General features: G+C 69.4%; 20 protein-coding genes. 17 read left to right on the forward strand and 3 right to left on the reverse strand.

The window, feature by feature from the left end:
* Positions 1 to 79: 79 nt before the first annotated feature.
* Positions 80 to 769: a 4'-phosphopantetheinyl transferase family protein gene (locus L942_RS37830; protein WP_037369697.1), complete on the forward strand. Its 690-nt coding sequence runs from the start codon at positions 80 to 82 to the stop codon at positions 767 to 769.
* 32 nt (positions 770 to 801) lie between these two features.
* Here the strand turns inward: L942_RS37830 and L942_RS37835 are convergent, their stop codons facing one another.
* Positions 802 to 1,968 (reverse strand): isochorismate synthase, encoded by a 1,167-nt coding sequence (locus L942_RS37835; protein ID WP_037369500.1) that lies wholly within the window; start codon positions 1,966 to 1,968, stop codon positions 802 to 804.
* A 94-nt stretch (positions 1,969 to 2,062) separates the two neighbouring features.
* Positions 2,063 to 2,374, reverse strand: a complete 312-nt coding sequence (gene mihF / locus L942_RS37840; RefSeq protein WP_050788348.1) for an integration host factor, actinobacterial type — start codon at positions 2,372 to 2,374, stop codon at positions 2,063 to 2,065.
* Between the two features lie 461 nt (positions 2,375 to 2,835).
* Between mihF and L942_RS37845 the strand changes: the two genes are divergently transcribed.
* The 11 genes from L942_RS37845 to L942_RS37895 all read left to right on the forward strand — a co-directional run bounded on the left by L942_RS37845 (position 2,836) and on the right by L942_RS37895 (position 14,173).
* Entirely contained in the window at positions 2,836 to 4,464 is a 1,629-nt protein-coding gene (locus L942_RS37845; protein ID WP_037369502.1) for a long-chain fatty acid--CoA ligase, read from the forward strand.
* Between the two features lie 99 nt (positions 4,465 to 4,563).
* Complete coding sequence (locus tag L942_RS37850) at positions 4,564 to 5,868, forward strand: ABC transporter substrate-binding protein (RefSeq protein ID WP_037369504.1); 1,305 nt, start codon at positions 4,564 to 4,566, stop codon at positions 5,866 to 5,868.
* A complete protein-coding gene (locus L942_RS37855) occupies positions 5,865 to 6,776 on the forward strand; it encodes a carbohydrate ABC transporter permease (RefSeq protein WP_037369506.1) in 912 nt (303 codons plus the stop codon). Before L942_RS37850 ends, L942_RS37855 begins: the two co-directional genes overlap by 4 nt.
* Positions 6,773 to 7,591, forward strand: coding sequence for a carbohydrate ABC transporter permease (locus L942_RS37860; protein WP_037369508.1), 819 nt, complete (start codon positions 6,773 to 6,775; stop codon positions 7,589 to 7,591). Before L942_RS37855 ends, L942_RS37860 begins: the two co-directional genes overlap by 4 nt.
* Positions 7,592 to 7,681: 90 nt before the next feature.
* Complete coding sequence (locus L942_RS37865; protein ID WP_037369510.1) at positions 7,682 to 8,131, forward strand: hypothetical protein; 450 nt, start codon at positions 7,682 to 7,684, stop codon at positions 8,129 to 8,131.
* Between the two features lie 183 nt (positions 8,132 to 8,314).
* The gene (locus tag L942_RS37870) at positions 8,315 to 10,030 is read left to right on the forward strand and encodes a TIGR03767 family metallophosphoesterase (protein ID WP_037369513.1); all 1,716 of its coding nucleotides are present in this window, start codon (positions 8,315 to 8,317) and stop codon (positions 10,028 to 10,030) included.
* A gap of 52 nt (positions 10,031 to 10,082) precedes the next feature.
* Positions 10,083 to 10,484, forward strand: a complete 402-nt coding sequence (locus tag L942_RS37875) for a PaaI family thioesterase (protein WP_037369516.1) — start codon at positions 10,083 to 10,085, stop codon at positions 10,482 to 10,484.
* A 74-nt stretch (positions 10,485 to 10,558) separates the two neighbouring features.
* Positions 10,559 to 11,815 carry a peptidase C39 family protein gene (locus L942_RS37880; RefSeq protein ID WP_200863053.1) on the forward strand — a complete coding sequence of 419 codons (1,257 nt, stop codon included), beginning with the start codon at positions 10,559 to 10,561 and terminating at the stop codon, positions 11,813 to 11,815.
* Positions 11,816 to 11,859: 44 nt separating this feature from the next.
* Positions 11,860 to 12,366, forward strand: coding sequence for a DinB family protein (locus tag L942_RS37885; protein WP_235079627.1), 507 nt, complete (start codon positions 11,860 to 11,862; stop codon positions 12,364 to 12,366).
* 86 nt (positions 12,367 to 12,452) lie between these two features.
* Entirely contained in the window at positions 12,453 to 13,550 is a 1,098-nt protein-coding gene (locus L942_RS37890; protein ID WP_037369522.1) for an S-(hydroxymethyl)mycothiol dehydrogenase, read from the forward strand.
* A 65-nt stretch (positions 13,551 to 13,615) separates the two neighbouring features.
* Positions 13,616 to 14,173 carry a hypothetical protein gene (locus tag L942_RS37895; protein WP_037369524.1) on the forward strand — a complete coding sequence of 186 codons (558 nt, stop codon included), beginning with the start codon at positions 13,616 to 13,618 and terminating at the stop codon, positions 14,171 to 14,173.
* Between the two features lie 37 nt (positions 14,174 to 14,210).
* Here L942_RS37895 and L942_RS37900 read toward each other — a convergent pair whose 3' ends face one another.
* Entirely contained in the window at positions 14,211 to 15,821 is a 1,611-nt protein-coding gene (locus L942_RS37900) for an FAD-binding oxidoreductase (protein ID WP_200863054.1), read from the reverse strand.
* 16 nt (positions 15,822 to 15,837) lie between these two features.
* Between L942_RS37900 and L942_RS37905 the strand changes: the two genes are divergently transcribed.
* From L942_RS37905 to L942_RS37925, 5 genes are all read left to right on the forward strand, one after another.
* On the forward strand, positions 15,838 to 16,482 hold the full coding sequence (locus L942_RS37905) for a TetR/AcrR family transcriptional regulator (RefSeq protein ID WP_037369526.1): 645 nt from the start codon (positions 15,838 to 15,840) through the stop codon (positions 16,480 to 16,482).
* Positions 16,479 to 18,014 carry a glycerol-3-phosphate dehydrogenase/oxidase gene (locus tag L942_RS37910; protein WP_037369528.1) on the forward strand — a complete coding sequence of 512 codons (1,536 nt, stop codon included), beginning with the start codon at positions 16,479 to 16,481 and terminating at the stop codon, positions 18,012 to 18,014. Before L942_RS37905 ends, L942_RS37910 begins: the two co-directional genes overlap by 4 nt.
* Before the next feature lie 67 nt (positions 18,015 to 18,081).
* The gene (locus tag L942_RS37915) at positions 18,082 to 18,333 is read left to right on the forward strand and encodes a helix-turn-helix transcriptional regulator (RefSeq protein ID WP_037369531.1); all 252 of its coding nucleotides are present in this window, start codon (positions 18,082 to 18,084) and stop codon (positions 18,331 to 18,333) included.
* 2 nt (positions 18,334 to 18,335) lie between these two features.
* A complete protein-coding gene (locus L942_RS37920; protein ID WP_326929387.1) occupies positions 18,336 to 19,235 on the forward strand; it encodes an ABC transporter ATP-binding protein in 900 nt (299 codons plus the stop codon).
* Positions 19,232 to 20,410 carry an ABC transporter permease gene (locus L942_RS37925; protein ID WP_037369536.1) on the forward strand — a complete coding sequence of 393 codons (1,179 nt, stop codon included), beginning with the start codon at positions 19,232 to 19,234 and terminating at the stop codon, positions 20,408 to 20,410. Before L942_RS37920 ends, L942_RS37925 begins: the two co-directional genes overlap by 4 nt.
* The last annotated feature ends 10 nt before the right edge of the window (positions 20,411 to 20,420 follow it).

A 20,420-nucleotide genomic window follows, 5' to 3' on the forward strand; every position in this document is an offset into this window, starting at 1 on the left:
TCGCCGCGTCCGGGATAGGGGGCATGACAAACCGCCTCGCGCCCCGGCAAGATCGGAGGCGGACGAGGAGGGGGTGCCGGTGACCGAAATCGTGGTGCGCTGGTCCGAGCCGCTGCCCGCGGAGGACCGCTACCTGAAGCTGCTGGACGACCTGGAACGCGGCCGCTACGACGCGTACCGGCTCGAGATCGACCAGCGCCGCTTCCTGACCGGCCGGGTGCTCGCGAAGACCCTCGTCGCGGAACGGCTAGGCGGCACGGCGGAGTCCGTGCGCTTCGACGCGACCTGCGAGGACTGCGGCAAACCGCACGGCCGCCCGCGGGTGCCGGGTGCCGACCTCGTGCTGTCGATCTCGCATTCGGGCACGCTGATCGGCCTCGCGGTCACGGACGGGGTGCCAGTAGGCCTCGACGTCGAAACGTCCAGCCGGAAGGCGGACGCCTCGCTCGTGGAGTACGCGCTGAGCCCGGCCGAGCGGGAAGCCGTCGCAGGCTTGTCCGACGAGGAGCGTTCCGCGGCGTTCTTCATCTACTGGACGCGCAAGGAAGCGGTGATGAAGGCCACCGGCAAGGGCCTGAAGATCCCGCTGCAGAGCATCACGTTCTCCCGCTACGACGCCCCGGCCGAGCTGGTGGCGTCCGGCCACGAAGCCCTCGACCCGGCCCGGACCCGGCTCGCCGACCTCAAGGCGGCGGACGGACATCGCGCGGCGGTCGCGGCGCTGACCTCGGACCGCCTCAGCGTCACCGAGGAACACTGGGTCTCGTGAGTGGCTACGCCGGTTAGAACCGGCACTGCCACTCACGAGGCGCGGTCGTCCAGCCCCATCGCGCCGAGCAGCGTGCGGAACTTCGCGATCGTCTCCTGATACTCGGTGTCCGGATCCGACGCGGGCACGATGCCGCCGCCCGCGTAAAGCCGCATCGACTCCTCGGCCACCTCGGCGCACCGGATCGCGACCGCCCACTCGCCGTCTCCCGCCGCGTCGACCCAGCCGACCGCGCCCGCGTAGTACCCGCGGTCGAACGGTTCCAGCTCCTGCACCAGGTCGCGCGCGGCGACGGTCGGGGTGCCGCAGACCGCAGGCGTCGGATGCATCGCGGCGGCGAGGTCCAGGGCGGTCACTGAACGGTCCGCGAGCTCGCCGGTGATGGACGTCCGCAGATGCCAGATCGCGGGCGTGGAGACCAGCTCAGGGCCGGCCGGGACGTCGAGCTTGCGGCAGAACGGCCGCAGCGACTCGACGACGTATTCGATCACCAGCTCGTGCTCCTCCCGGTCCTTCGCGGACGCGAGGAGGGCTTCGCCGTTGGCCCGGTCGGTCTCCGGGTCGGCCGAACGCGGCATCGACCCGGCGTGCGGGGTCGTGAACACGGAGTCGCCGGCCCGGGAAAGCAGCAGCTCAGGGGTGGCCCCGACGAGAGTGCGGCCGCCGGGCAGTTCGGCGGCGTAGGTGAAGTGGCGCGGGTTGCCGCGCGCGAGGTTGCGCACGATCGCGGCGACCGGGATCGGCGCGTCGAATTCCAGCTCGAGCGCACGGGCCAGCACGGCTTTGCGCAGGCCGCGGTCGCGCAGCGCGGCGACGGCCGCCCGCACGTTCTCGCGGTGGCCGTCGGCGGACGGGAGCCGCCGGGTGGCCGCCGGGGCGGGCAGGTCGGCGGCGGGCGGCGCGGCCGGGGTTTCGGCGTCCGCCTGGGCGCGATGAACCGTCCGGGGCAGCACGAGATGCCCCGGCGAGGTCGCGCCGGGTCCGGTGTCGAACGGCAGCACGCCGACGGCGAGCGGCACGCCGGAACCGGCCAGCTCGGCTGCTGCCGAGCGGGCGAGGCGGCGCGGGTCGGCGTCGGTGACCGTGCCGAGCGCGCCCTGGGCGAGCAGGGCCCGCCGGGCGCTCGCGAACAAGAAGTCGCCACGCTGGTAGCGGACGGTGGTCTCGGCCGGGGTCGCCGGCGCGGTACTGGTCGTCACTCCACCAGCGTCTCAGGATCCGGGAGCGCCGCGGGGAAAGTGTTGCCGGAAGAACATCTTCTCGCGCACCCTCCCCGCGGCTGCCGGATCGGCGTTACTTGAGCGCGTCGATCAGCGCTTCGCGCTGCCGTTCGCCCAGGCCAGCGGCCCGGCGGTCGGGGTCGATGCCCGCCTGCTCGAGCAGAGCGGCGACCTTGACCGCGCCCAGGCCGGGCACCGCCTTGAGGAGCTGCGTGACCTTCGTCTTGCCGATGGTCTTGTTCTCCTTGGCCTGCTTGAGCACCGACTCGATGCTCTCCTTGCCGGACTTGATCGAAGCGAGCAGCTCCGAGCGCGCCTTACGAGCCTCTGCCGCCTTGGCGAGGGCCTCGGCGCGCTGCTCCGGAGTCAACGTGGGCAGAGCCAACGTAATGTCCTTTCCTCTCAGGTCTCCGCTTTCGCGGCCGACGGTCTCAGCCGATGCTTGCAGCTGCAAGCGCTGGCCAGCCGTCACTTACCACGGCCCCAGTAAACGCCACGTGGCCGAGGTACGCGCAACCGACACGCACTTATCACCCGTCGACGGGCGCGCCGGACCTGCGCGAGGGGACCCCTCGCGACCTGTGAAAACGGCCCCGAAGGGCTCATTTCCGCCCCCATTACCTCACCCGAACGGGACTCTATTTCCACGCAGTTAACACAACGCATTTTCTTGCCCCGCAACGGGAATCGGGACAGATGTGGATCATGAAAACGCGGGGCCGCCACCCGATGGCGGGAGAGGGCCGACAAGCCGTTACCGAACTTGTTCGTGCCCGATCCGGCGGATGCGCATTAGAGTCGGGCGCACCCCAGTTCACCGGCGAACGAGCACCACGGGAGTCACCCATGTTGAGCACGATGCAGGACGGACAGCTGTCGCTCGCGAAGCTGCTGCGCCACGGCACGAAGGTGCACGCGAAGAGCGAAGTGGTCACCTGGACCGGTTCAGAAGCCCGCCGGGAGACCTACGCGGAACTCGGCAAGCACGCCGCCCGGCTGGCGAACGCGCTCCGCGGCCTCGGCGTCACCGGCGACCAGCGCGTCGGCACGTTCATGTGGAACAACGCCGAGCACCTCGCCGCCTACCTCGCGGTGCCCGCCATGGGCGCGGTGCTGCACACGCTGAACATCCGGCTGTTCCCGGAGCAGCTGGTCTTCGTGGCGAACCACGCGGAGGACCACGTCATCATCGTCGACGGCACGCTCGTGCCGCTGCTGGCGAGCAACCTGCCGGGGATGAAGACGGTCAAGCACGTCATCGTGGCCAACGGCGACGCGTCCGCGCTGACCGCGCCCGAGGGCGTCACCGTGCACTCCTACGACGAGCTGCTGGCCGCGCAGTCCGACGAGTTCGACTGGCCGGAGATCGACGAGCGGTCCGCGGCCGCGATGTGTTACACGTCCGGCACCACGGGCGACCCGAAGGGCGTCGTCTACTCGCACCGGTCGATCTGGCTGCACTCGATGCAGGTCTGCATGACCGACAGCATGCGGCTCGCCCAGGAAGACCTCGCGCTCGCGATCGTGCCGATGTTCCACGCGATGTCGTGGGGCCTGCCGTACGCGGCGCTGATGGTCGGCGCCTCGCTGCTGATGCCGGACCGGTTCCTGCAGCCGGCCCCGATCGCGGCGCTGCTGGCCGCGGAGAAGCCGACCTTCGCGGCCGCGGTGCCGACGATCTGGCAGGGCCTGCTCGCGCACCTGGACGCGCACCCGCAGGACATCAGCCACGTGCGCGAGGTGGTCGTCGGCGGGTCGGCCGCGCCGCCGTCGCTGATGCACGCCTTCGAGGAGCGCTACCACGTGCCGATCCTGCACGCGTGGGGCATGACCGAGACGTCGCCGCTGGGCAGCGTCGCCCGTCCGCCGGCCAGTGCGACCGGCGACGAGCGCTGGGCCTACCGCTACACCCAGGGCCGGTTCCCGGCGTCCGTGGCGGCCCGGCTGATCGGCGACAACGGCGAGGAACTGCCGTGGGACAACGAGGCGGTCGGCGAGCTGGAGGTCTCCGGTCCGTGGATCGCGGGGGCCTACCACGGCGGGTCCGACGTCGACCCGGAGAAGTTCCACGACGGCTGGCTGCGCACCGGCGACGTGGGCAAGATCAGCCCGGACGGCTTCCTGACGCTCACCGACCGGGCCAAGGACGTGATCAAGTCCGGCGGCGAATGGATCTCGTCGGTGGACCTGGAGAACGCGGTGATGGGTCACCCGGCGGTCGCCGAGGCGGCCGTGGTCGGCATCCCGGACGAGAAATGGGACGAACGCCCGCTGGTCGCCGTCGTGGTGAAGGAAGGCCAGCAGGCCACCGCCGAGGAACTGCGCGACTACCTGTCGGACAAGGTCGCGAAGTGGCAGCTGCCGGAGAACTGGACGTTCGTGGACGAGGTGCCCAAGACGAGCGTCGGCAAGTTCGACAAGAAGCGGCTGCGCGCGTCCTACTCCGAGGGAAAGCTCGACATCTCACACCTCTGAGCGGTAAATCTCCGGCGAGTTGTCGGCCTGGGAAGGGCTTCGTGAGGGAATCTGGTGCGGGCAAGGAGCCCTTCCCAGCACGTCGGAGGAGAACTGGGGATGCAGCAGCGGAGCAGGAGGTCGTTCCTGTCGTTGGCGGGAACGGCGGCGGTGGGCGGCCTCGCGGCCGCGTGCGGGTCGAACACCGGGCGTCCGGGGGATCCGCCGCCGTCCACGGCGATGTCGGCGGGCGCCACGACCACCTCGCCGGCCCCGAAGGTCACGCTGCAGCAGTGGTACCACGCCTACGGCGAGGACGGCGTGCAGGAAGCCGTCAAGAACTACGCGGCCAGCTATCCGGGCGCGAAGGTCAACGTGGTGTGGAACCCCGGCGACTACGACTCGAAGATCGTCACCGCGCTGCAGAACAGCGCGATTCCGGACGTCTTCGAAGCGCAGGTGAAGATCGACTGGGTCCGGCAGAACCAGGTGGTGGCGCTCGACGACCTGATCGGGCCGGTCAAGAACGACTTCAGCCCCGCCGTGCTGGCCGCGCAGACCGTGGAGGGCAAGGTCTACGGCATTCCGCAGGCCACCGACACGCAGGTGCTCTTCTACCGCAAGAGCATGCTGCAGGACGCCGGCGTGCAGCCTCCGCAGACCGTGGACGAGCTGATCGACGCCGCGGGCAAGCTGTCGAAGGACGGCGTGAAGGGCTTCTTCGCGGGCAATGACGGCGGCGTCGGCACGCTCACCGGTCCGCTGCTGTGGTCGGCCGGGCTGGACTACCTGAAGAACAACAACCGCGAGGTCGGGTTCGACGATCCGCGCGCGGCCGCCGCGTTCAGCAAGCTGCACACGCTGAACGCCAACGGTTCGCTGCTGCTCGGCGCGCCCGCCGACTGGTCGGACCCGGGTGCGTTCGTCGACGGGCTCTGCGCGATGCAGTGGACCGGGCTGTGGAACGTCCCGAAGATCCGCGACGCGCTCAACGACGACTTCGGTGTGCTGCCGTTCCCGAAGCTGGACGACAGCGGCAAGCCATCGGTCCCGGTCGGCGCGTACGGCGCGATGGTCAACGCGAAGAGTGCGCACGTCAACGAGGCCAAGGCGTTCGTGAAGTGGCTGTGGATCGACCAGACCGACAGCCAGCTGGAGTTCGCCACCCGCTACGGCTTCCACGTGCCCGCCCGGCAGAGCCTGATGGACAAGGCGCAGACGCTGCAGAGTGGCCCGGCCGCCGACGTGGTGAAGTTCGTCAAGGAGAACAGCCACCTGATCGGCGGTCCAGTGTGGACGCAGACGTCGAACACCGCGCTGTCGGACGCGGTCGCGAAGATCGCCAAGGAGGGCGCGGACCCGGTGGCGCAGACGAAGGCCGCGGTCACCGTCGCGCAGGCCGAGCTGAAACGCCTGTTCGGATGAAGCTGTCCCGGAAAAGCCGGGACACGTTGGCGTTCTGGGGGTTCGTGGGTCCGTTCCTGCTCGGCCTGGCGATCTTCGCCTACCTGCCGATCGGATGGAGCCTGTACCTGTCGTTCTTCGACGCGCGCAACACGGTCACCCCCAGCGTCTTCGTCGGACTGGACAACTACGCGCACATGCTCTCCGACGGCCCGTTCCTCGCGAGCCTCGGCACGTTCAGCGTGTTCGCCCTGTTCATCGTGCCGCTGACGTTCGTGCTGTCGCTGGCGCTGGCGGTCGGCGTGAACCAGCTGCGGTTCGCGCGAGCGTTCTTCCGCTCGGTGTTCTTCCTGCCCTTCGCGTGTTCGTACGTGGTGGCGTCGCTGATCTGGAAGACCTCGCTGTTCTCCGGCGTCCGCTACGGACTCGCGAACACGGTGCTCGGCGTCTTCGGCATCGACCCGGTCGCGTGGACCGGCACCGTGCACCCGCCGCTGTACTGGGTGGTGCTGGTGACCGCGCGGCTTTGGCTGCAGCTCGGCTTCTACATGATCCTCTTCCTCGCTGCGCTGCAGCGGATTCCGCAGCATCTGTACGAGGCGGCGTGGCTCGACGGCGCGAAACCGGGCTGGCAGGTCTTCCGGCACATCACGCTGCCGCAGCTGCGCGCGACGTCGGTGGCCGTGCTGCTGCTGAACCTGATCAACGCCTATCAGGCGTTCGACGAGTTCTACAACATCATGGGCGATTCCCGGGGTTATCCGCCGTTCGCGCGGCCGCCGCTGGTGTACCTCTACTACACCTCGCTCGGCTCCGGTGGACAGGACCTGGGCCGCGGCAGCGCGGGCGCGATCATTCTGGCGCTGCTGATCGCGGTGGTGACTCTCCTGCAGGGCAGGCTTTTCCGGTTCGAACGGAGCACGACATGATCCGCGCGGTGCTTCGCTGGACGGCGCTCGCCGTGTCCGCGATCCTCTTCGTGGCGCCGTTCTATCTGTTGCTCCGCAACGGTCTCGCCTCCCGCGCGGAAATCACCGCGCCGGGCTGGACGCTGTGGCCGAAGCAGGTCCACTGGGAGAACTTCTCGAAGCTGTTCGACCAGCAGGACGTGCCGTTCGCGCGCAGCATCGTGAACTCGGTCGTCGTCGCGGTACTGCAAACCGTGGGTCTGCTGGTGGTGTGCTCGCTCGCCGGCTACGGCCTGGCGCGCGTGCCGTACCGCTACTCGAAGCCGGTGTTCTACGCGGTGCTGGCGACGCTGATGATCCCGACGTCGGTGACGTTCGTGCCGAGCTTCGTCGTGGTCTCGACGCTCGGCTGGCTCTCGGACTTCCGCGGCCTGATCATCCCGGGCCTGTTCAGCGCGTTCAGCGTTTTCCTGTTCCGGCAGTATTTCCTGGACTTCCCGAAGGAACTCGAAGACGCCGGCCGCGTCGACGGCCTTTCCCGCTGGGGCGTCTTCCGCAAGATCGTGGTGCCCAACTCGCGCGGCTTCTTCGCCGCGATCGCGGTGATCACCGTGATCGGCAGCTGGAACGCGTTCCTGTGGCCGCTGATCATCGCGCAGTCGCCGGACTCGTGGACGGTGCAGGTCGCCCTGTCCGGGCTGCTCACCGCGCAGAACCCGCAGCTGAACCTGCTGTTCCTGGCCGCGGTGCTCTCGCTCGTCCCGATCGTGCTGCTCTTCGCGTTCCTCCAGCGATATCTGGTACGCGGGGTCACTGAATCCGGGCTGAAAGGCTGAAAACCGTCACATCGACCGGCGACCGCGCGTAACGTTTCGCCGTTAGCCGCCGACGACCCACCGTCGCCACAGTCGCAGCAGGAGTGCACCATGACGGACCCGTATCAGCAGCAGCCCTACCCCGGCCAGGACCCGGCGCAGGGCCACCCGTCCGGTCCGGTGCCCGCGCCCGGCTATCCCCCGTCCGCACAGACGCCCGTGCCGTATGGGGCGCCGATGTACGGGTCGCCGTATGCGGCTCCGTATCCGGGGGCCGCGCCGCTGAAGACCAGCGGGCTCGCGGTGGCCGGGATGGTGGTCGGGATCGTCGCGCTGATCTTCTTCTGGGTGCCGTTCTTCGACGTGGTCGCGGCGATCACCGCGATCGGGTTGTCGTGGGCCGGGATGGTCCAGGCAGGCAAGCCGGGGTGGACTGGGCAGGGGATGGGGATCGCCGGGCTGGTGTGCGGGATTCTGGCGGCTATTCCGGCGGTGATCTTTCTGGTGTGGTTCTTTGTGTCGTTGTCCGCGGTGGGGGCTACCTGCGCGTTTTACTGCTGAGGGGGGCTTGGGCGGTGATCAACCCCTCCGTTCGGCGGTGTTGGCGCCCGTCTTCGTGTGACAGAGTCTGCCGCGTTGTCACGACGAATGTGAGAGACCTTCGCGTTCTGCTCCGGAATCGTTCACCGAGGCGTCATGGGCGTCCGGGAGCGTGCTGGGGCACGGCGAGACGGGGAGTGAGAAATGGCGGAACTGACCAGGCGCGCGTTCACGACCGCGGGGGCGGCCGGGGTGGGGTTGCTGCTTTGCATTCCGACGGCCAACGCTCTGGACCGTGCGTTGAGGCGGAGTGCGCAGCGGGCGGTGCGGACTCTCGGGACCACCCTTGACCAGGCTGCTTCCGGGGCGGCTACCGGGTACTCGCGGTTGTCCGCTGGGCCTGGGTGGCCGGTCGTCGTGCGGGCGGATCTCGTGGCGGGCAAGTCCGGGCGCGATGACCGGCGGACTGCGCTCGGGGCGTTCGTGCAGTTCACCGACCTGCACATCACTGACACCGAATCCCCTGCTCGGTTCGAGTATCTGCATCCGTTCATCGGGTCCGCGCACCGGCCGCAGGAAACGTTGGGCACGGTCGCGACCAGTGCGCTCGTCAAGCGGGTCAACAGTCTTCGCGCGGGGCCGTTCACCGGGCGGCAGTTCGACTTCGTCGTGACCACCGGCGACAACACCGACAACCACGAGCTGATCGAACTCGACTGGTTCCTCACCACGCTCAACGGCGGCGCGATCACGCCCAACTCCGGCGATCCGAACCGGTACGAGGGCGTGCAGGCCTCCGGCAACCCGGAGTTCTGGAATCCGGGCACTCCGCTCGCCGACGACTACACCAAAAAAGGGTTCCCGCAGATCCCCGGGCTGCTCGAGGCCGGGATCGCGCCGTTCACCGCGCCGGGACTGAATCTGCCCTGGTACTGCACGTTCGGCAACCACGACGACAGCGTCGTCGGCACGCTGCCGGAGGGCATTCCGGGCATCGAGGGCTGGTACACCGGCAAATACAAGGTCATCGGCAAGGACGAGAGCAGCGCGCGCAAGCTCGGCACCGCCATCCAGAACGGCCAGAGCGTGCCGCTTGGCGAACTGTTCGGCGGCGGCACCATTCGCGAGGTCACGCCGGACCCGCGGCGGCGGCCGTTCAGCACCTCGGAGTTCGTCAAAGCGCACCTCGCGGCGAAGAACACCGGCCCGGGACCGGTCGGGCACGGGTTCACCGACGCCAACTCCGACGGGCTCAACGTCTACTACACCTTCCGCATCGCGCCCGGCGTCACCGGGATCAGCCTCGACACCACCACCCAGGGCGGGTTCGCCGACGGTTCGATCGGGCTCGCGCAGTTCAACTGGGTCGAAGCGACGCTCAAGCGCAACAGCTCGACCTACTACGACTTCTTCGGCCGCAAGGTCACCCACTCCGTCACCGACGAACTGTTCGTCCTCTTCAGCCACCACACCAGCGGCACCATGGGCAACCTTCTGCCCGACGCGCGCCACCTGCTCGACCCGCGGCTGAACGGCGACACGTTCGTCGCGATGCTGCAGCGCTTCCCGAACGTCGTGGCCTGGGTCAACGGGCACACCCACCTCAACAAGATCACCCCGCACGTCGGCAAGACCCCGGCGCAGAGCTTCTGGGAGATCAACACCGCCAGCCACATCGACTTCCCGCAGCACGCGCGGATCATCGAACTGGCCGACAACCACGACGGCACCCTCTCGCTGTTCACCACGCTCATCGAGGCCGACGCCCCGTACGCGGTGGACTACTCCGCCCGCACCCCGGACGCGCTCGCCTCGATGTACCGCGAGTTCTCCTACAACGACATCCACGCGAATCTCAGCCACGTCGGCGAGGCGGGCGACCGCAACACCGAGTTGCTGCTGACCAACCCCCTCAGTTGATTACCTTCGAGGTAATCGACGCCATGCGTCCGGTTGCGGTTGACTGCTCGGCATGACCGACGTCGAAGGCACGAAGCTGTTCCACCAGACGATGCCGTTCAGCGAGCGGCTCGGCATCGAGGTGCTGGAGCACGGCGCCGACCTGGTCCGCAGCCGGATCGAATGGGACGAATCGCTGTGCACGCTCGGCGGCGTGCTGCACGGCGGCGTCCTGATGGCGCTGGCGGATTCCACCGGCGCCGTCTGCGCGTTCCTCAACCTCCCCGAGGGCGCGCAGGGCACGACGACGCTGGAGTCCAAGACCAACTTCCTGCGCAGCGTCCGTTCGGGGTACGCCACTGCGTCGTCCAGACCACTGCACGCCGGACGCCGCGTCGTGGTCGTCGAGACCGAAATCCGCGACGACGACGGCAAGCTCGCCGCGAAAATCACCCAGACGCAAGCGGTGTTGTAGCGACGGCCCTTTACTTACCCGCTCCGGAAGGCGAAAATCTCTGGCTACCACTGGGGTCTGGGGACGGAGCCGGAATGCGGGTTCGCGGGTTGGTCACGTTACTGTCCATCGTCATGCTCACGGCTGGTGCGGCACAGGCCGCCGCGGAACCGCGGCCCGCGCGCAACGACGAGGCCATCGACTACCACGAATGGTCGTCCGGCTCGTTCTTCGCGGGCCGGCTCGACGGGCTCGGTTTCGGCTACGGCGGCCTGCGGATCACGCATCCGGCAGGGAGCGTCGCGCACACCGAACCGGGCCTCGGCACCACGCGCACCTACGACTACGGCACCTGGACGTCGCCGAGCTACCGGCAGGGTTTCGACGCGACGCAGCTGATCGCGTCGTGGAACGCGCGGACGCCGGCGAAGACGTGGCTGGAGGTGCAGGCCCGCGGCCGGACTTCGGCGGGCGCCGAAACCACCTGGTACACGATGGGCCGCTGGGCCAGCGGGGACGCCGACATCCACCGCACCAGCGTCGACGGGCAAAGCGACGACAACGCCTCGGTCGACGTCGACACGCTCGCCACGAAGGCGAGCGTCACGCTGCGCTCGTACCAGTTGCGCGTGACGCTCTACCGTGAGCAGGGTTCACCCACCACACCAACGCTGTCCTCGCTCGGCGCGATGACCTCGAACGTTCCGGACCGGTTCGACGTCCAGACCACCAAGCCCGGCCGGGCGCGCGGGATCGAGCTGAAGGTGCCGCCGTTCGCCCAGAACATCCACAAAGGACAGTTCCCGCAGTACGGCGGCGGCGGGGAAGCCTGGTGCAGCCCGACGTCGACCGAGATGGTCGCCGAGTACTGGGGCCGCAAGCCGAGCGAGCAGCAGATGGACTGGATCCCGGCGGACTACCAGGACCGGTCGGTCGTCTACGCCGCGCGCGGCACCTACGACTACGCCTACGACGGCACCGGCAACTGGCCGTTCAACACCGCGTACGCCGCTTCGCTCGGGTTGCGCGGGCACATCACGCGGCTGCACGACCTCAACGAACTCGAGGACTACATCGCGCGCGGCATCCCAGTGATCACGTCGCAGTCGTTCCTGGCCAGCGAACTCGACGGCGCGGGCTATGGAACGGCCGGGCACCTGATGGTCGTGGTGGGCTTCACGCAGGAGGGCGACGTGATCGCGAACGACCCGGCGTCCAGCTCCGACGGCCGCGTACGCACGGTGTACAAGCGGGACCAGTTCGAGAAGATCTGGCAGCGCACGAAGCGGCACACGGAAAGCGGCGCGGTGGCTGGCGGGCCGGGCGGGATCGTTTACCTGATCACGCCGTAAAACTCGCTGGTCCAGCTTGGCGTTTCGACGCTACGGTGCCCTTCGTGACCGAGCCCCCCGATACGCTGTCGGACCCGCGTGAACTGCTGCTCGCCTACCTCGACTACTACCGCGACACGCTGCTGCGCAAGCTCGACGGCCTGTCCGACGACGAACTGCGCACCAGCCGGCTTCCTTCGGGCTGGACCCCGCTCGAGCTGCTCAAGCACCTCGCGTTCGTGGAACGACGGTGGATGCGCTGGGGATTCCGGGGCGAGCACGTGGATCCGATCTGGGGCGAGACCGACCCCGAGACCGGGAAGTGGTCGGTCGGGGCGGACGAATCGGCGGAGTCGGTCCGGGCGCTCTTCCTGGGAGAATGCGCGGCGTCCCGCGAGATCGCGTCGGGCGCGCGGCTGGAGGACCTCGCCCGCGGCAGCGAGCGCTTCGACACTCCGGAGCGGCCACCGGCGTTGAGCTGGATTCTCTTTCACCTGCTGCAGGAGTACGCGCGGCACGTGGGGCAGCTGGATGTGGTGCGCGAGCTGGCCGACGGGGCGACCGGCGAATAGCGGAACCGATCCGGGCTATGGCGATATGCGCATGATCCGTGATTAGCTGCCCGCGAGAACGCCGTCGCGGGTGAAAGGGTGTGCGCATGCCGTACGAGGTCCAGGGAGTGGTGTCGCGGGCCAAGGGTGAGCCGGTCACGCTCGAGACGGTGGTGGTGCCGGATCCCGGACCGGGCGAGGCCGTCGTTTCCGTGCAGGCGTGCGGGGTGTGCCACACCGACCTGCACTATCGCGAGGGCGGGATCAACGACGAGTTCCCCTTCCTGCTCGGGCACGAGGCCGCGGGACGGGTGGACAAGGTCGGCGCGGGCGTCACCGATCTCGCGCCCGGCGACTACGTGATCCTCAACTGGCGCGCGGTCTGCGGCACCTGCCGGGCGTGCAAGCGCGGCAAGCCCTGGTACTGCTTCTCGACCTTCAACGCCGAGCAGCCGATGACGCTCACCGACGGCACGAAGCTGTCGCCCGCGCTCGGCGTCGGCGCGTTCCTCGACAAGACACTCGTCCACAGTGGACAGTGCACCAAGGTCGACGAGCGGGCCGAACCCGCGGTCGCCGGGCTGCTGGGCTGCGGCGTGATGGCCGGGCTGGGCGCGGCGATCAACACCGGCGCGGTCGGGCGCGGCGATTCGGTCGCGGTGATCGGCTGCGGCGGCGTCGGCGACGCGGCCGTCGCGGGCGCGCACCTCGCCGGGGCGACCACGATCGTCGCGATCGACACCGACGACCGGAAACTGGAGTGGGCCAAGGACTTCGGGGCCACGCACACGGTCAACAGCCGCGGCCTGAGCGAGGACGACGTGGTCGCCGCGATGCAGGACGCGACGAACTCGTTCGGCCCGGACGTGGTGATCGACGCGGTCGGCCGCCCGGAGACCTGGCGGCAGGCGTTCTACGGCCGCGACCTGGCCGGCACCGTCGTGCTGGTCGGCGTGCCCACGCCGGACATGAAGCTCGACGACCTGCCGCTGATCGACTTCTTCTCGCGCGGCGGCTCGCTGAAGTCGTCGTGGTACGGCGACTGCCTGCCGTCGCGGGACTTCCCGATGCTGGTCGACCTGTACCTGCAGGGCAGGCTGCCGCTGGACAAGTTCGTCACGGAGCGGATCGGCGTCGACGGCGTGGAGCAGGCTTTCGAGCGAATGCACCACGGCGACGTACTGCGCAGCGTGGTGGAGTTCTGATCCTCTTCGCCGACGCGGACTATCCGGCCGACCCGTACCCGGGCACGCGGCCCGACTGCTCGTACGTGCACCTCGACGGCGCGGGCCACGCGCTGGACACCGCGCCGCCGGGGTGGCGTTCGCGCACGCCGGTGCTCGCGTACGGATCGAACGCGTGCCCGTCGAAGATCACCTGGCTGCGCACCCAGCTCGGCCTGACCGGACCGGTGGTTGCGGCTCGGGTGCGGTGCACCGGCCTGGCCGCAGTGTGGGCCGCCGGGGTGCGGCAACGCGACGGCCAGCGCCCGGCAACGCTGACCGCACTGCCGGGCGTGACCGAGGACCACTTCGTCTGGTTCGCGACGCCGGAACAACTCGCGGTGCTGGACATCTGCGAAGGCCGCGGGAACCGGTACGACCTGGCGATGCTGGACCACGCCGACATCCGGCTGGACGGCGTGCTGCTCTCCGGAGTGCACGCGTACGTCGGGGCCTCGCCGATCCGATACCCGTTGCTGGTCAACGGTGCCCCGGTCCGGGTAGCCGACGTCGCCCAGGCGGACGCGGCGGCGCTCGTCGGCGAGCCAGCGGCCGGGCACGGCCTCGCCTGCACTGTTCTGCTGCCAGATACGCCCTTCAGCTGACTCGCGGAATCGCGCGACGTCGCCTGCGCGAGCGCGTTCAGCCGAGCAGTTTTCCAGGGTTCAGGATCCCGGTCGGGTCCACCGCGGACTTGGCCGCGCGCAGCACGTCCAGCCCGATCCGGCCGATCTCCGCTTCCAGGTACGGCGCGTGGTCGACGCCGACCGCGTGGTGGTGGCTGATCGTTCCGAGGCCGGTGATCGCCTCGCACGCGGCCGCCTTCGCGCGCTGCCACTGTCCGACCGGGTCGGTGTCGTCGCGCGAGGTCAGCACGGTGAAGTACAGCGACGCTCCGGTTTCGTAGGCGTGCGAAACGTGGCACATCACGATCGCCCGGCCCAGCGAAGCCACCAACGCCGCGCGCACCGCGTCGTGCAGCTCGTCCAAATTGGACCAATAGGCCGCGGTCTCCAGGGTTTCGACGCACACCCCGAGATCCAGCAAGGCATCCCGCTGCCGAGGACCGGAAAACCGGCCGTGCCGCCACGATTCGCCGAGCACCTTGCCGATCCGCACCGCACCGGAACACTTCAGCATCGCCGATGTCCGCCGCCGGCGCCGCGCGACGTCACCCTCCCAGCCGACGATCAGCAGGCACGGGTTCTTGATCCGGCGCGCCTTGAGACAGGCCTTCAGCGCCGCGGTCTTCAGGCCGGCGTTGAGCGAGAACGACACATTCGTCTCGTCCACATCGGACAGCCGGGTGACGTCCGCCAGAGCGTGGTCCTGCGCGAGCTTCCGCACCGCCGCCGCCCCGGCCTCCCAGCCGTCGACGATCCAGCCCTCGTAGTGCCGCTGCTCGGGCAACGGCCGGACGCGCAGCGCGACCTCGGTGATCACCCCGAGCGTGCCCTCGCTGCCGACCGCGAGCTGCCGCAGATCCGGTCCGGCCGCGGACGCCGGCGCGACGCCGAGCCGCCACTCGCCCTTCGGGGTGGCCAGCCGGACCCCGGCGACCATGTCCTCGAACCGGCCGTATCCGGACGACGCCTGCCCGGCCGAACGCGTGGCCGCGAACCCGCCGATGGTGGCGCGCTCGAACGACTGCGGCACGTGGCCGAGCGTGTACCCGTGCGCCGCGAGCAGCCGCTCCGCCTCCGGTCCGCGCACGCCGGCCCGCAGCACCGCGATCCGCGACACCGGGTCCACCGAAACCAGCTCGTCAAGCCGCACCAGGTCCAGCACGACCACCGCCGCCTTGTCGCCGCGCAGCGCCGCGACCCCGCCGACCACCGACGTGCCGCCGCCGAACGGGACCACGCCGACGTCGTGTCGCACGCAGAGGTCCAGCACCGCCTGCACCTCGTCCGGGTCCGCGGGCAGCAGCACCGCGTCCGGCACCGGCACCTCGTCGCCGGCGCGGGCGTGCAGCAGGTCCAGATAGGACAGACCGCCCGCGCGGCCCAGCCGTTCGGCCGGGTCGACCAGCACGTAGTCCGCGCCGAGAAGGTCCTCGAATTCGGTACGGACGGGCACGGTCAGCGCGGACTCGGCGACCGGGCTCGAAGCACCGGTTTTCCCGCCTCGATCCGGGCCGACCTGGCCGATACGCTGGCCAAGCCACCGGACCGCGCGGTCGGGCAGGCCGGCCGCGGCCGAGCCCTCTTCGGTCCACGAACGCCGGATGCGGTGGTTGATGAGATCGCTCACGACTACAGTGTGACATATGGACGTCAAACGTCACTCCCGACCGAGAGCGGCCCCCTCCGCGCTCGCGGACGCCCGGAGCCGCCCGACCTCGGCTCGCGTCGCCGACGACGAGCTGCTCGACGCCGCGCGCCAGTGCGTGCTCGCGGTCGGCGTGCGGCGCACGACGCTGGCCGAGATCGCCCGAACCGCGCAGGTCAGCCGCATGACGGTGTACCGGCGGTTCCCCGATGTGCGCAGCGTGCTCGCCGCGCTGATGACGCGCGAGTTCAGCGGCCTGCTGCAGCGCGTGACCGAGACCGGCGACCAGGCGGCGTCCGCACGCGACCGCATCGTGCACCTGGCGGCGGCCAGCGTCGGCGCGCTGTCGGCCGATCCGCTATTCCGGACGCTGCTGGACGTCGACGCCGAACTGGTGCTGCCGTACATCGTCGAACGGCTCGGTGCGACTCAGCACTTCGCTGAGCATGTGCTCCGCAACCTGCTCGAAGAAGGTCACCGAGACGGCTCGGTGCGCGTCGCCGACGTGGCGGCGCAGGCGCGGTCGGTGTTGCTGGTCGTCCAGTCGTTCGCGTTCTCGCTGCGCCCGGCCACCGCAGACGTCGACGAGGCCGCGCTGCTCGCCGAATTCCGACACCTGGTCGAAGCGGGGTTGAAACCATGAGCACCGGATCCCTGAACGCGCGCCGCCGCGAACGCGAACTCTCCCGGCTGGTCGACGGCGAACGGGTCGACGTCCTGGTGGTCGGCGGCGGAGTCACCGGCGCGGGCATCGCGCTCGACGCGGCCGCTCGCGGGCTTTCCGTCGCGTTGGTGGAGGCGCACGACCTGGCCTTCGGCACCTCGCGCTGGTCCAGCAAACTCGTGCACGGCGGATTGCGGTACCTGGCCAAGGGCGAACTCGGGCTTGCCCACGAAAGCGCCGTGGAGCGCGGAATCCTCCTCACGCGCACCGCGCCGCACCTCACCCGTGCGATGCCGCAGCTCTTTCCGCTCTATCCCGGCACGTCCGCCGCGCAGCAGGCTCTGATCGCCGCCGGCCTCCGAGCTGGCGACGGGTTGCGGCGAGCTGCGCGTACGCCGTCGTCCGTGCTTCCCGCTCCACGCCGGATTCCCGCGGCGGAGGCGCTCGCCCTGTCCCCCGGCCTCGCTCCCGGCGGACTGCGCGGCGCTCTGCTGGCGTACGACGGCGCATTGGTCGACGACGCACGGCTTGTCGTGAGCATCGCCCGTACCGCCGCTTTGCTCGGTGCTCGAATCCTCACCCGGTTGTCGGCGGTTTCCTTGTCCGGCAACGAAGCTCAGGTCAGCGATGGCACCTCGGCGTACACAGTTCGCGCGCGCCAGGTCATCAACGCGACCGGCGTCTGGGCGGACACCCTGACTGATTCCGTACAGCTGCGTCCTTCGCGCGGATCGCACCTGGTGCTCGCGCCGGACACCGTGCGGGTCGGAGCCACGTCGGTCAACATTCCGGTTCCCGGCGAGACCGACCGGTTCGTGTTCCTGCTGCCGCAGCTCGACGGCCGAGTCTACTTAGGACTCACCGACGAGCCGGTGACCGGCGGGGTCCCGGACGTCCCGACGGTTCCGGAGTCCGATGTGGACTTCCTGCTGTCGACCGCGTCCTCGGTGCTGAACCGGCCGTTGACCGCCGCCGACGTGATCGGCTCGTACGCCGGATTGCGGCCGCTCGTTTCCGGTTCCGCCGGACGCAGTGCGGATTTGTCCCGGAAACACGCGGTGCTCACCGGTTCCGATGGCGTGCTCACCGTGGTCGGCGGAAAGCTGACGACGTATCGGCGCATGGCCGAAGACGCCGTCGACGCCGCTTTGACGCACGCCGGATTGCCCGCCGGCCCTTCGCGGACGTCGAAGCTGCCGCTGATCGGTGCCGCACCGCGTTCCCGACTGTCACTTGTGGACGCTCCAGCGCGGCTGGTCGCCAAGTACGGCACCGAGGCGCCCCGCGTCGCGGCACTGGGCGAACTGGAGCCGGAATTCGCCGCCCCGCTGTGCGCGTCGACGGAAATCACCGCGGCCGAGGTGGTGTGGGCGGTCCGGCACGAGGGCGCGATGACGGTCGAGGATGTGCTCGAACGCCGCACCCGGCTGGCCCTCGTTTCGGCCGACGCGGAGGCTGCCCGGGACCGGGTGACGGAACTGGTGGAGAAAACGCTGGCCGGGCTGTCCTGAAAAACCCCAGGACAATGACCGGCAAGGCAGCTTGACCGGTCGTTGGGTTTTTGCAACAGTGCGGTCCATGAGCCCGGTGCGGCGGTGCGAGGAGCTGCCGATTCACAACCGGCTGCCGGTGCTGCGCGCGGAGCGCGGGATGAGCCGGGCGGAACTCGCCGAGGCGGTCGAGGTCAATCCGCAGACCATCGGGGCGCTGGAGCGCGGGGATCATTACCCGAGTCTCGACCTGGCGTTGCGCATCTGCGCGGTGTTCGGCCTGCCGGTGGAGGCCGTGTTCAGCCGCGCGTCGTTCGCGGAGCGGGAGGGGGACGCGTGACGCTGGAAATCGACCGGATCAGCAAGCGGTTCGGGGCGAAAACCGCACTCGACGGCGTGAGTTTCACCGCGGCGCCGGGTGAGTTGTTCGGGTTCGTCGGGAGCAACGGGGCGGGCAAAACCACCACGATGCGGATCGTGCTCGGCGTGCTGGCCGCCGATTCCGGCGAGGTGCGTTTCCGCGGGCAGCCGGTCACGCGCGAGACCCGCGAGCACATCGGCTACCTGCCCGAGGAGCGCGGCCTGTACCCGAAGATGAAGGTCCTCGACCAGCTCGTCTATCTGGCCGAACTGCACGGCTTCAGCACCAACGACGCGCACCGCGCCGCCGAGCTGTGGATCGCGAAGCTCGGGCTCGGGCCGAAGCGCAAGGACCACATCCAGCAGCTCAGCCTCGGCAACCAGCAACGCGTGCAGCTCGCCGCCGCGCTGGTGCACGACCCGGCGCTGCTGGTGCTCGACGAACCGTTTTCCGGTCTCGACCCGCTCGCCGTCGACGTGCTCAGCGGCGTGTTGCGCGAGAAGGCGGCGACGGGCGTGCCGGTGGTGTTTTCCAGCCACCAGCTCGACCTGGTGGAGCGGCTGTGCGACCGGGTCGGCATCATCCGCGACGGCCGGATGGTCGCGGTCGGCACCGTGGACGAGCTGACTCGCGACGCCGGACGGCGGCTGGTCGTCACCGCTCCCAGCGCGAGTCCCGGTTGGGCGGCAACGGTTCCCGGTGCTCGGGTGCTCGAAAACCGCGGCGCTACGACCGTGCTGGACCTGTCCCCGAGCGCCGATGACCAGGCCGTGCTCGCCGCGGCCCTGGCCACCGGCCCGGTGACGGAATTCAGCCACCGCCGCCGTACGCTGGCCGACCTGTTCCGCGATTCCGTCGCGACGCCGGGAGTCCCGCGATGAGCCGGATCCGCCCGGCCCGCGCGGTGCGGCTGGTGGCCAAGCGGGAACTCAACGCGCGGCTCCGCACCCGGTCGTTCGTGATCAGCACCGCGGTGATGCTGTTGCTGCTGCTGGGTTACGTCACCCTGCAGGTATTTCTGGCCAATGACCGGGAGACCACGAAAGTCGCGCTCGCCGGGCAAGCACAGGGCATCGCCACCCAACTGGAGAACAACGACCGGCATCTCAAGATCGTCCTGGTGCAGTCCGAATCGGACGGATTGGCTCAGGTCCGCGACGGCGACGTCGACGCGCTCGTCTCCGGAAGCGCTTCCCGGCCACGGGTGGTCGTCAAGTCTGCTTTGGACTCCCAGCTGCGGACGACACTGGACGACATCGCGCAGCAACAGGTCCTGGACGCTCAGCTGTACTCCGCGAACCTCGATCCCGCCGCCGTGCATCAGGCGGTATCCGCCACCCACGCCGACGTCCAGGCACTCGAACCGGCGGATCCGCAAGCCGGAAGAAAGCTCGTGACCGGAATCGTGCTCGCGATTCTGTTGTACGTCAGCATAATGACCTACGGAATGTTCGTCGCGCAGGGCGTGGTCGAGGAGAAATCGAGCCGCGTGGTGGAGATCCTGCTCGCGACCGTCCGGCCGGTGCAGTTGCTGCTGGGCAAGGTCGTCGGGCTCGGTTTGGTCGGGTTGACGCAGCTCGCGATCCTCGCGGTGGCGGGTTTGGCGGCCAGCGGCGTGTCCGGAGTGTTCTCGATTTCCAGTGTCGAACTGGGAACGCTGGGCTGGGGCCTCGTCTGGTATCTGCTCGGCTTCCTCCTCTACGCCATGCTGTACGGCGCGGCCGGCGCGCTGGTGTCCCGGCAGGAGGACACCCAGACGGTGGTCGGCCCGGTGAATATCGCGCTCGTCATCGGGTTCGTCGCGGGAATCAATCTGCTGACGCAGGCGCCGCAGGGGGCGGCGACGCGGATCGTGTCGCTGATTCCGTTGCTGTCGCCGATCCTGATGCCCGCGCGCATCGCGCTCGGCACGGTCGAGCCGTGGGAAATCGCGCTCTCTCTGGCGCTGACGGTCGCGCTGATCGCCGTGGTCACCTGGGCGGGAGCGCGGGTATATCGAAACGGGGTGCTGCGTACTGGAAGCCGGGTCCGGCTGGCTGAGGCATTACGCCGTTAGCGCGTGGACG

Origin of the sequence: Amycolatopsis orientalis DSM 43388, assembly GCF_000411975.1 — a bacterium.
In the GTDB taxonomy this organism is placed as follows: Bacteria; Actinomycetota; Actinomycetes; order Mycobacteriales; family Pseudonocardiaceae; genus Amycolatopsis; species Amycolatopsis orientalis_D.

Coding starts and splice junctions, on each gene's coding strand:
- L942_RS37850 (WP_037369504.1), top strand. CDS start 4,564: ATGCAGCAGCGGAGCAGGAGGTCGTTCCTGTCGTTGGCGGGAACGGCG.
- L942_RS37925 (WP_037369536.1), top strand. CDS start 19,232: ATGAGCCGGATCCGCCCGGCCCGCGCGGTGCGGCTGGTGGCCAAGCGG.
- L942_RS37860 (WP_037369508.1), top strand. CDS start 6,773: ATGATCCGCGCGGTGCTTCGCTGGACGGCGCTCGCCGTGTCCGCGATC.
- L942_RS37880 (WP_200863053.1), top strand. CDS start 10,559: ATGCGGGTTCGCGGGTTGGTCACGTTACTGTCCATCGTCATGCTCACG.
- L942_RS37915 (WP_037369531.1), top strand. CDS start 18,082: ATGAGCCCGGTGCGGCGGTGCGAGGAGCTGCCGATTCACAACCGGCTG.
- L942_RS37870 (WP_037369513.1), top strand. CDS start 8,315: ATGGCGGAACTGACCAGGCGCGCGTTCACGACCGCGGGGGCGGCCGGG.
- L942_RS37910 (WP_037369528.1), top strand. CDS start 16,479: ATGAGCACCGGATCCCTGAACGCGCGCCGCCGCGAACGCGAACTCTCC.
- L942_RS37890 (WP_037369522.1), top strand. CDS start 12,453: ATGCCGTACGAGGTCCAGGGAGTGGTGTCGCGGGCCAAGGGTGAGCCG.
- L942_RS37875 (WP_037369516.1), top strand. CDS start 10,083: ATGACCGACGTCGAAGGCACGAAGCTGTTCCACCAGACGATGCCGTTC.
- L942_RS37865 (WP_037369510.1), top strand. CDS start 7,682: ATGACGGACCCGTATCAGCAGCAGCCCTACCCCGGCCAGGACCCGGCG.
- L942_RS37905 (WP_037369526.1), top strand. CDS start 15,838: ATGGACGTCAAACGTCACTCCCGACCGAGAGCGGCCCCCTCCGCGCTC.
- L942_RS37845 (WP_037369502.1), top strand. CDS start 2,836: ATGTTGAGCACGATGCAGGACGGACAGCTGTCGCTCGCGAAGCTGCTG.
- L942_RS37855 (WP_037369506.1), top strand. CDS start 5,865: ATGAAGCTGTCCCGGAAAAGCCGGGACACGTTGGCGTTCTGGGGGTTC.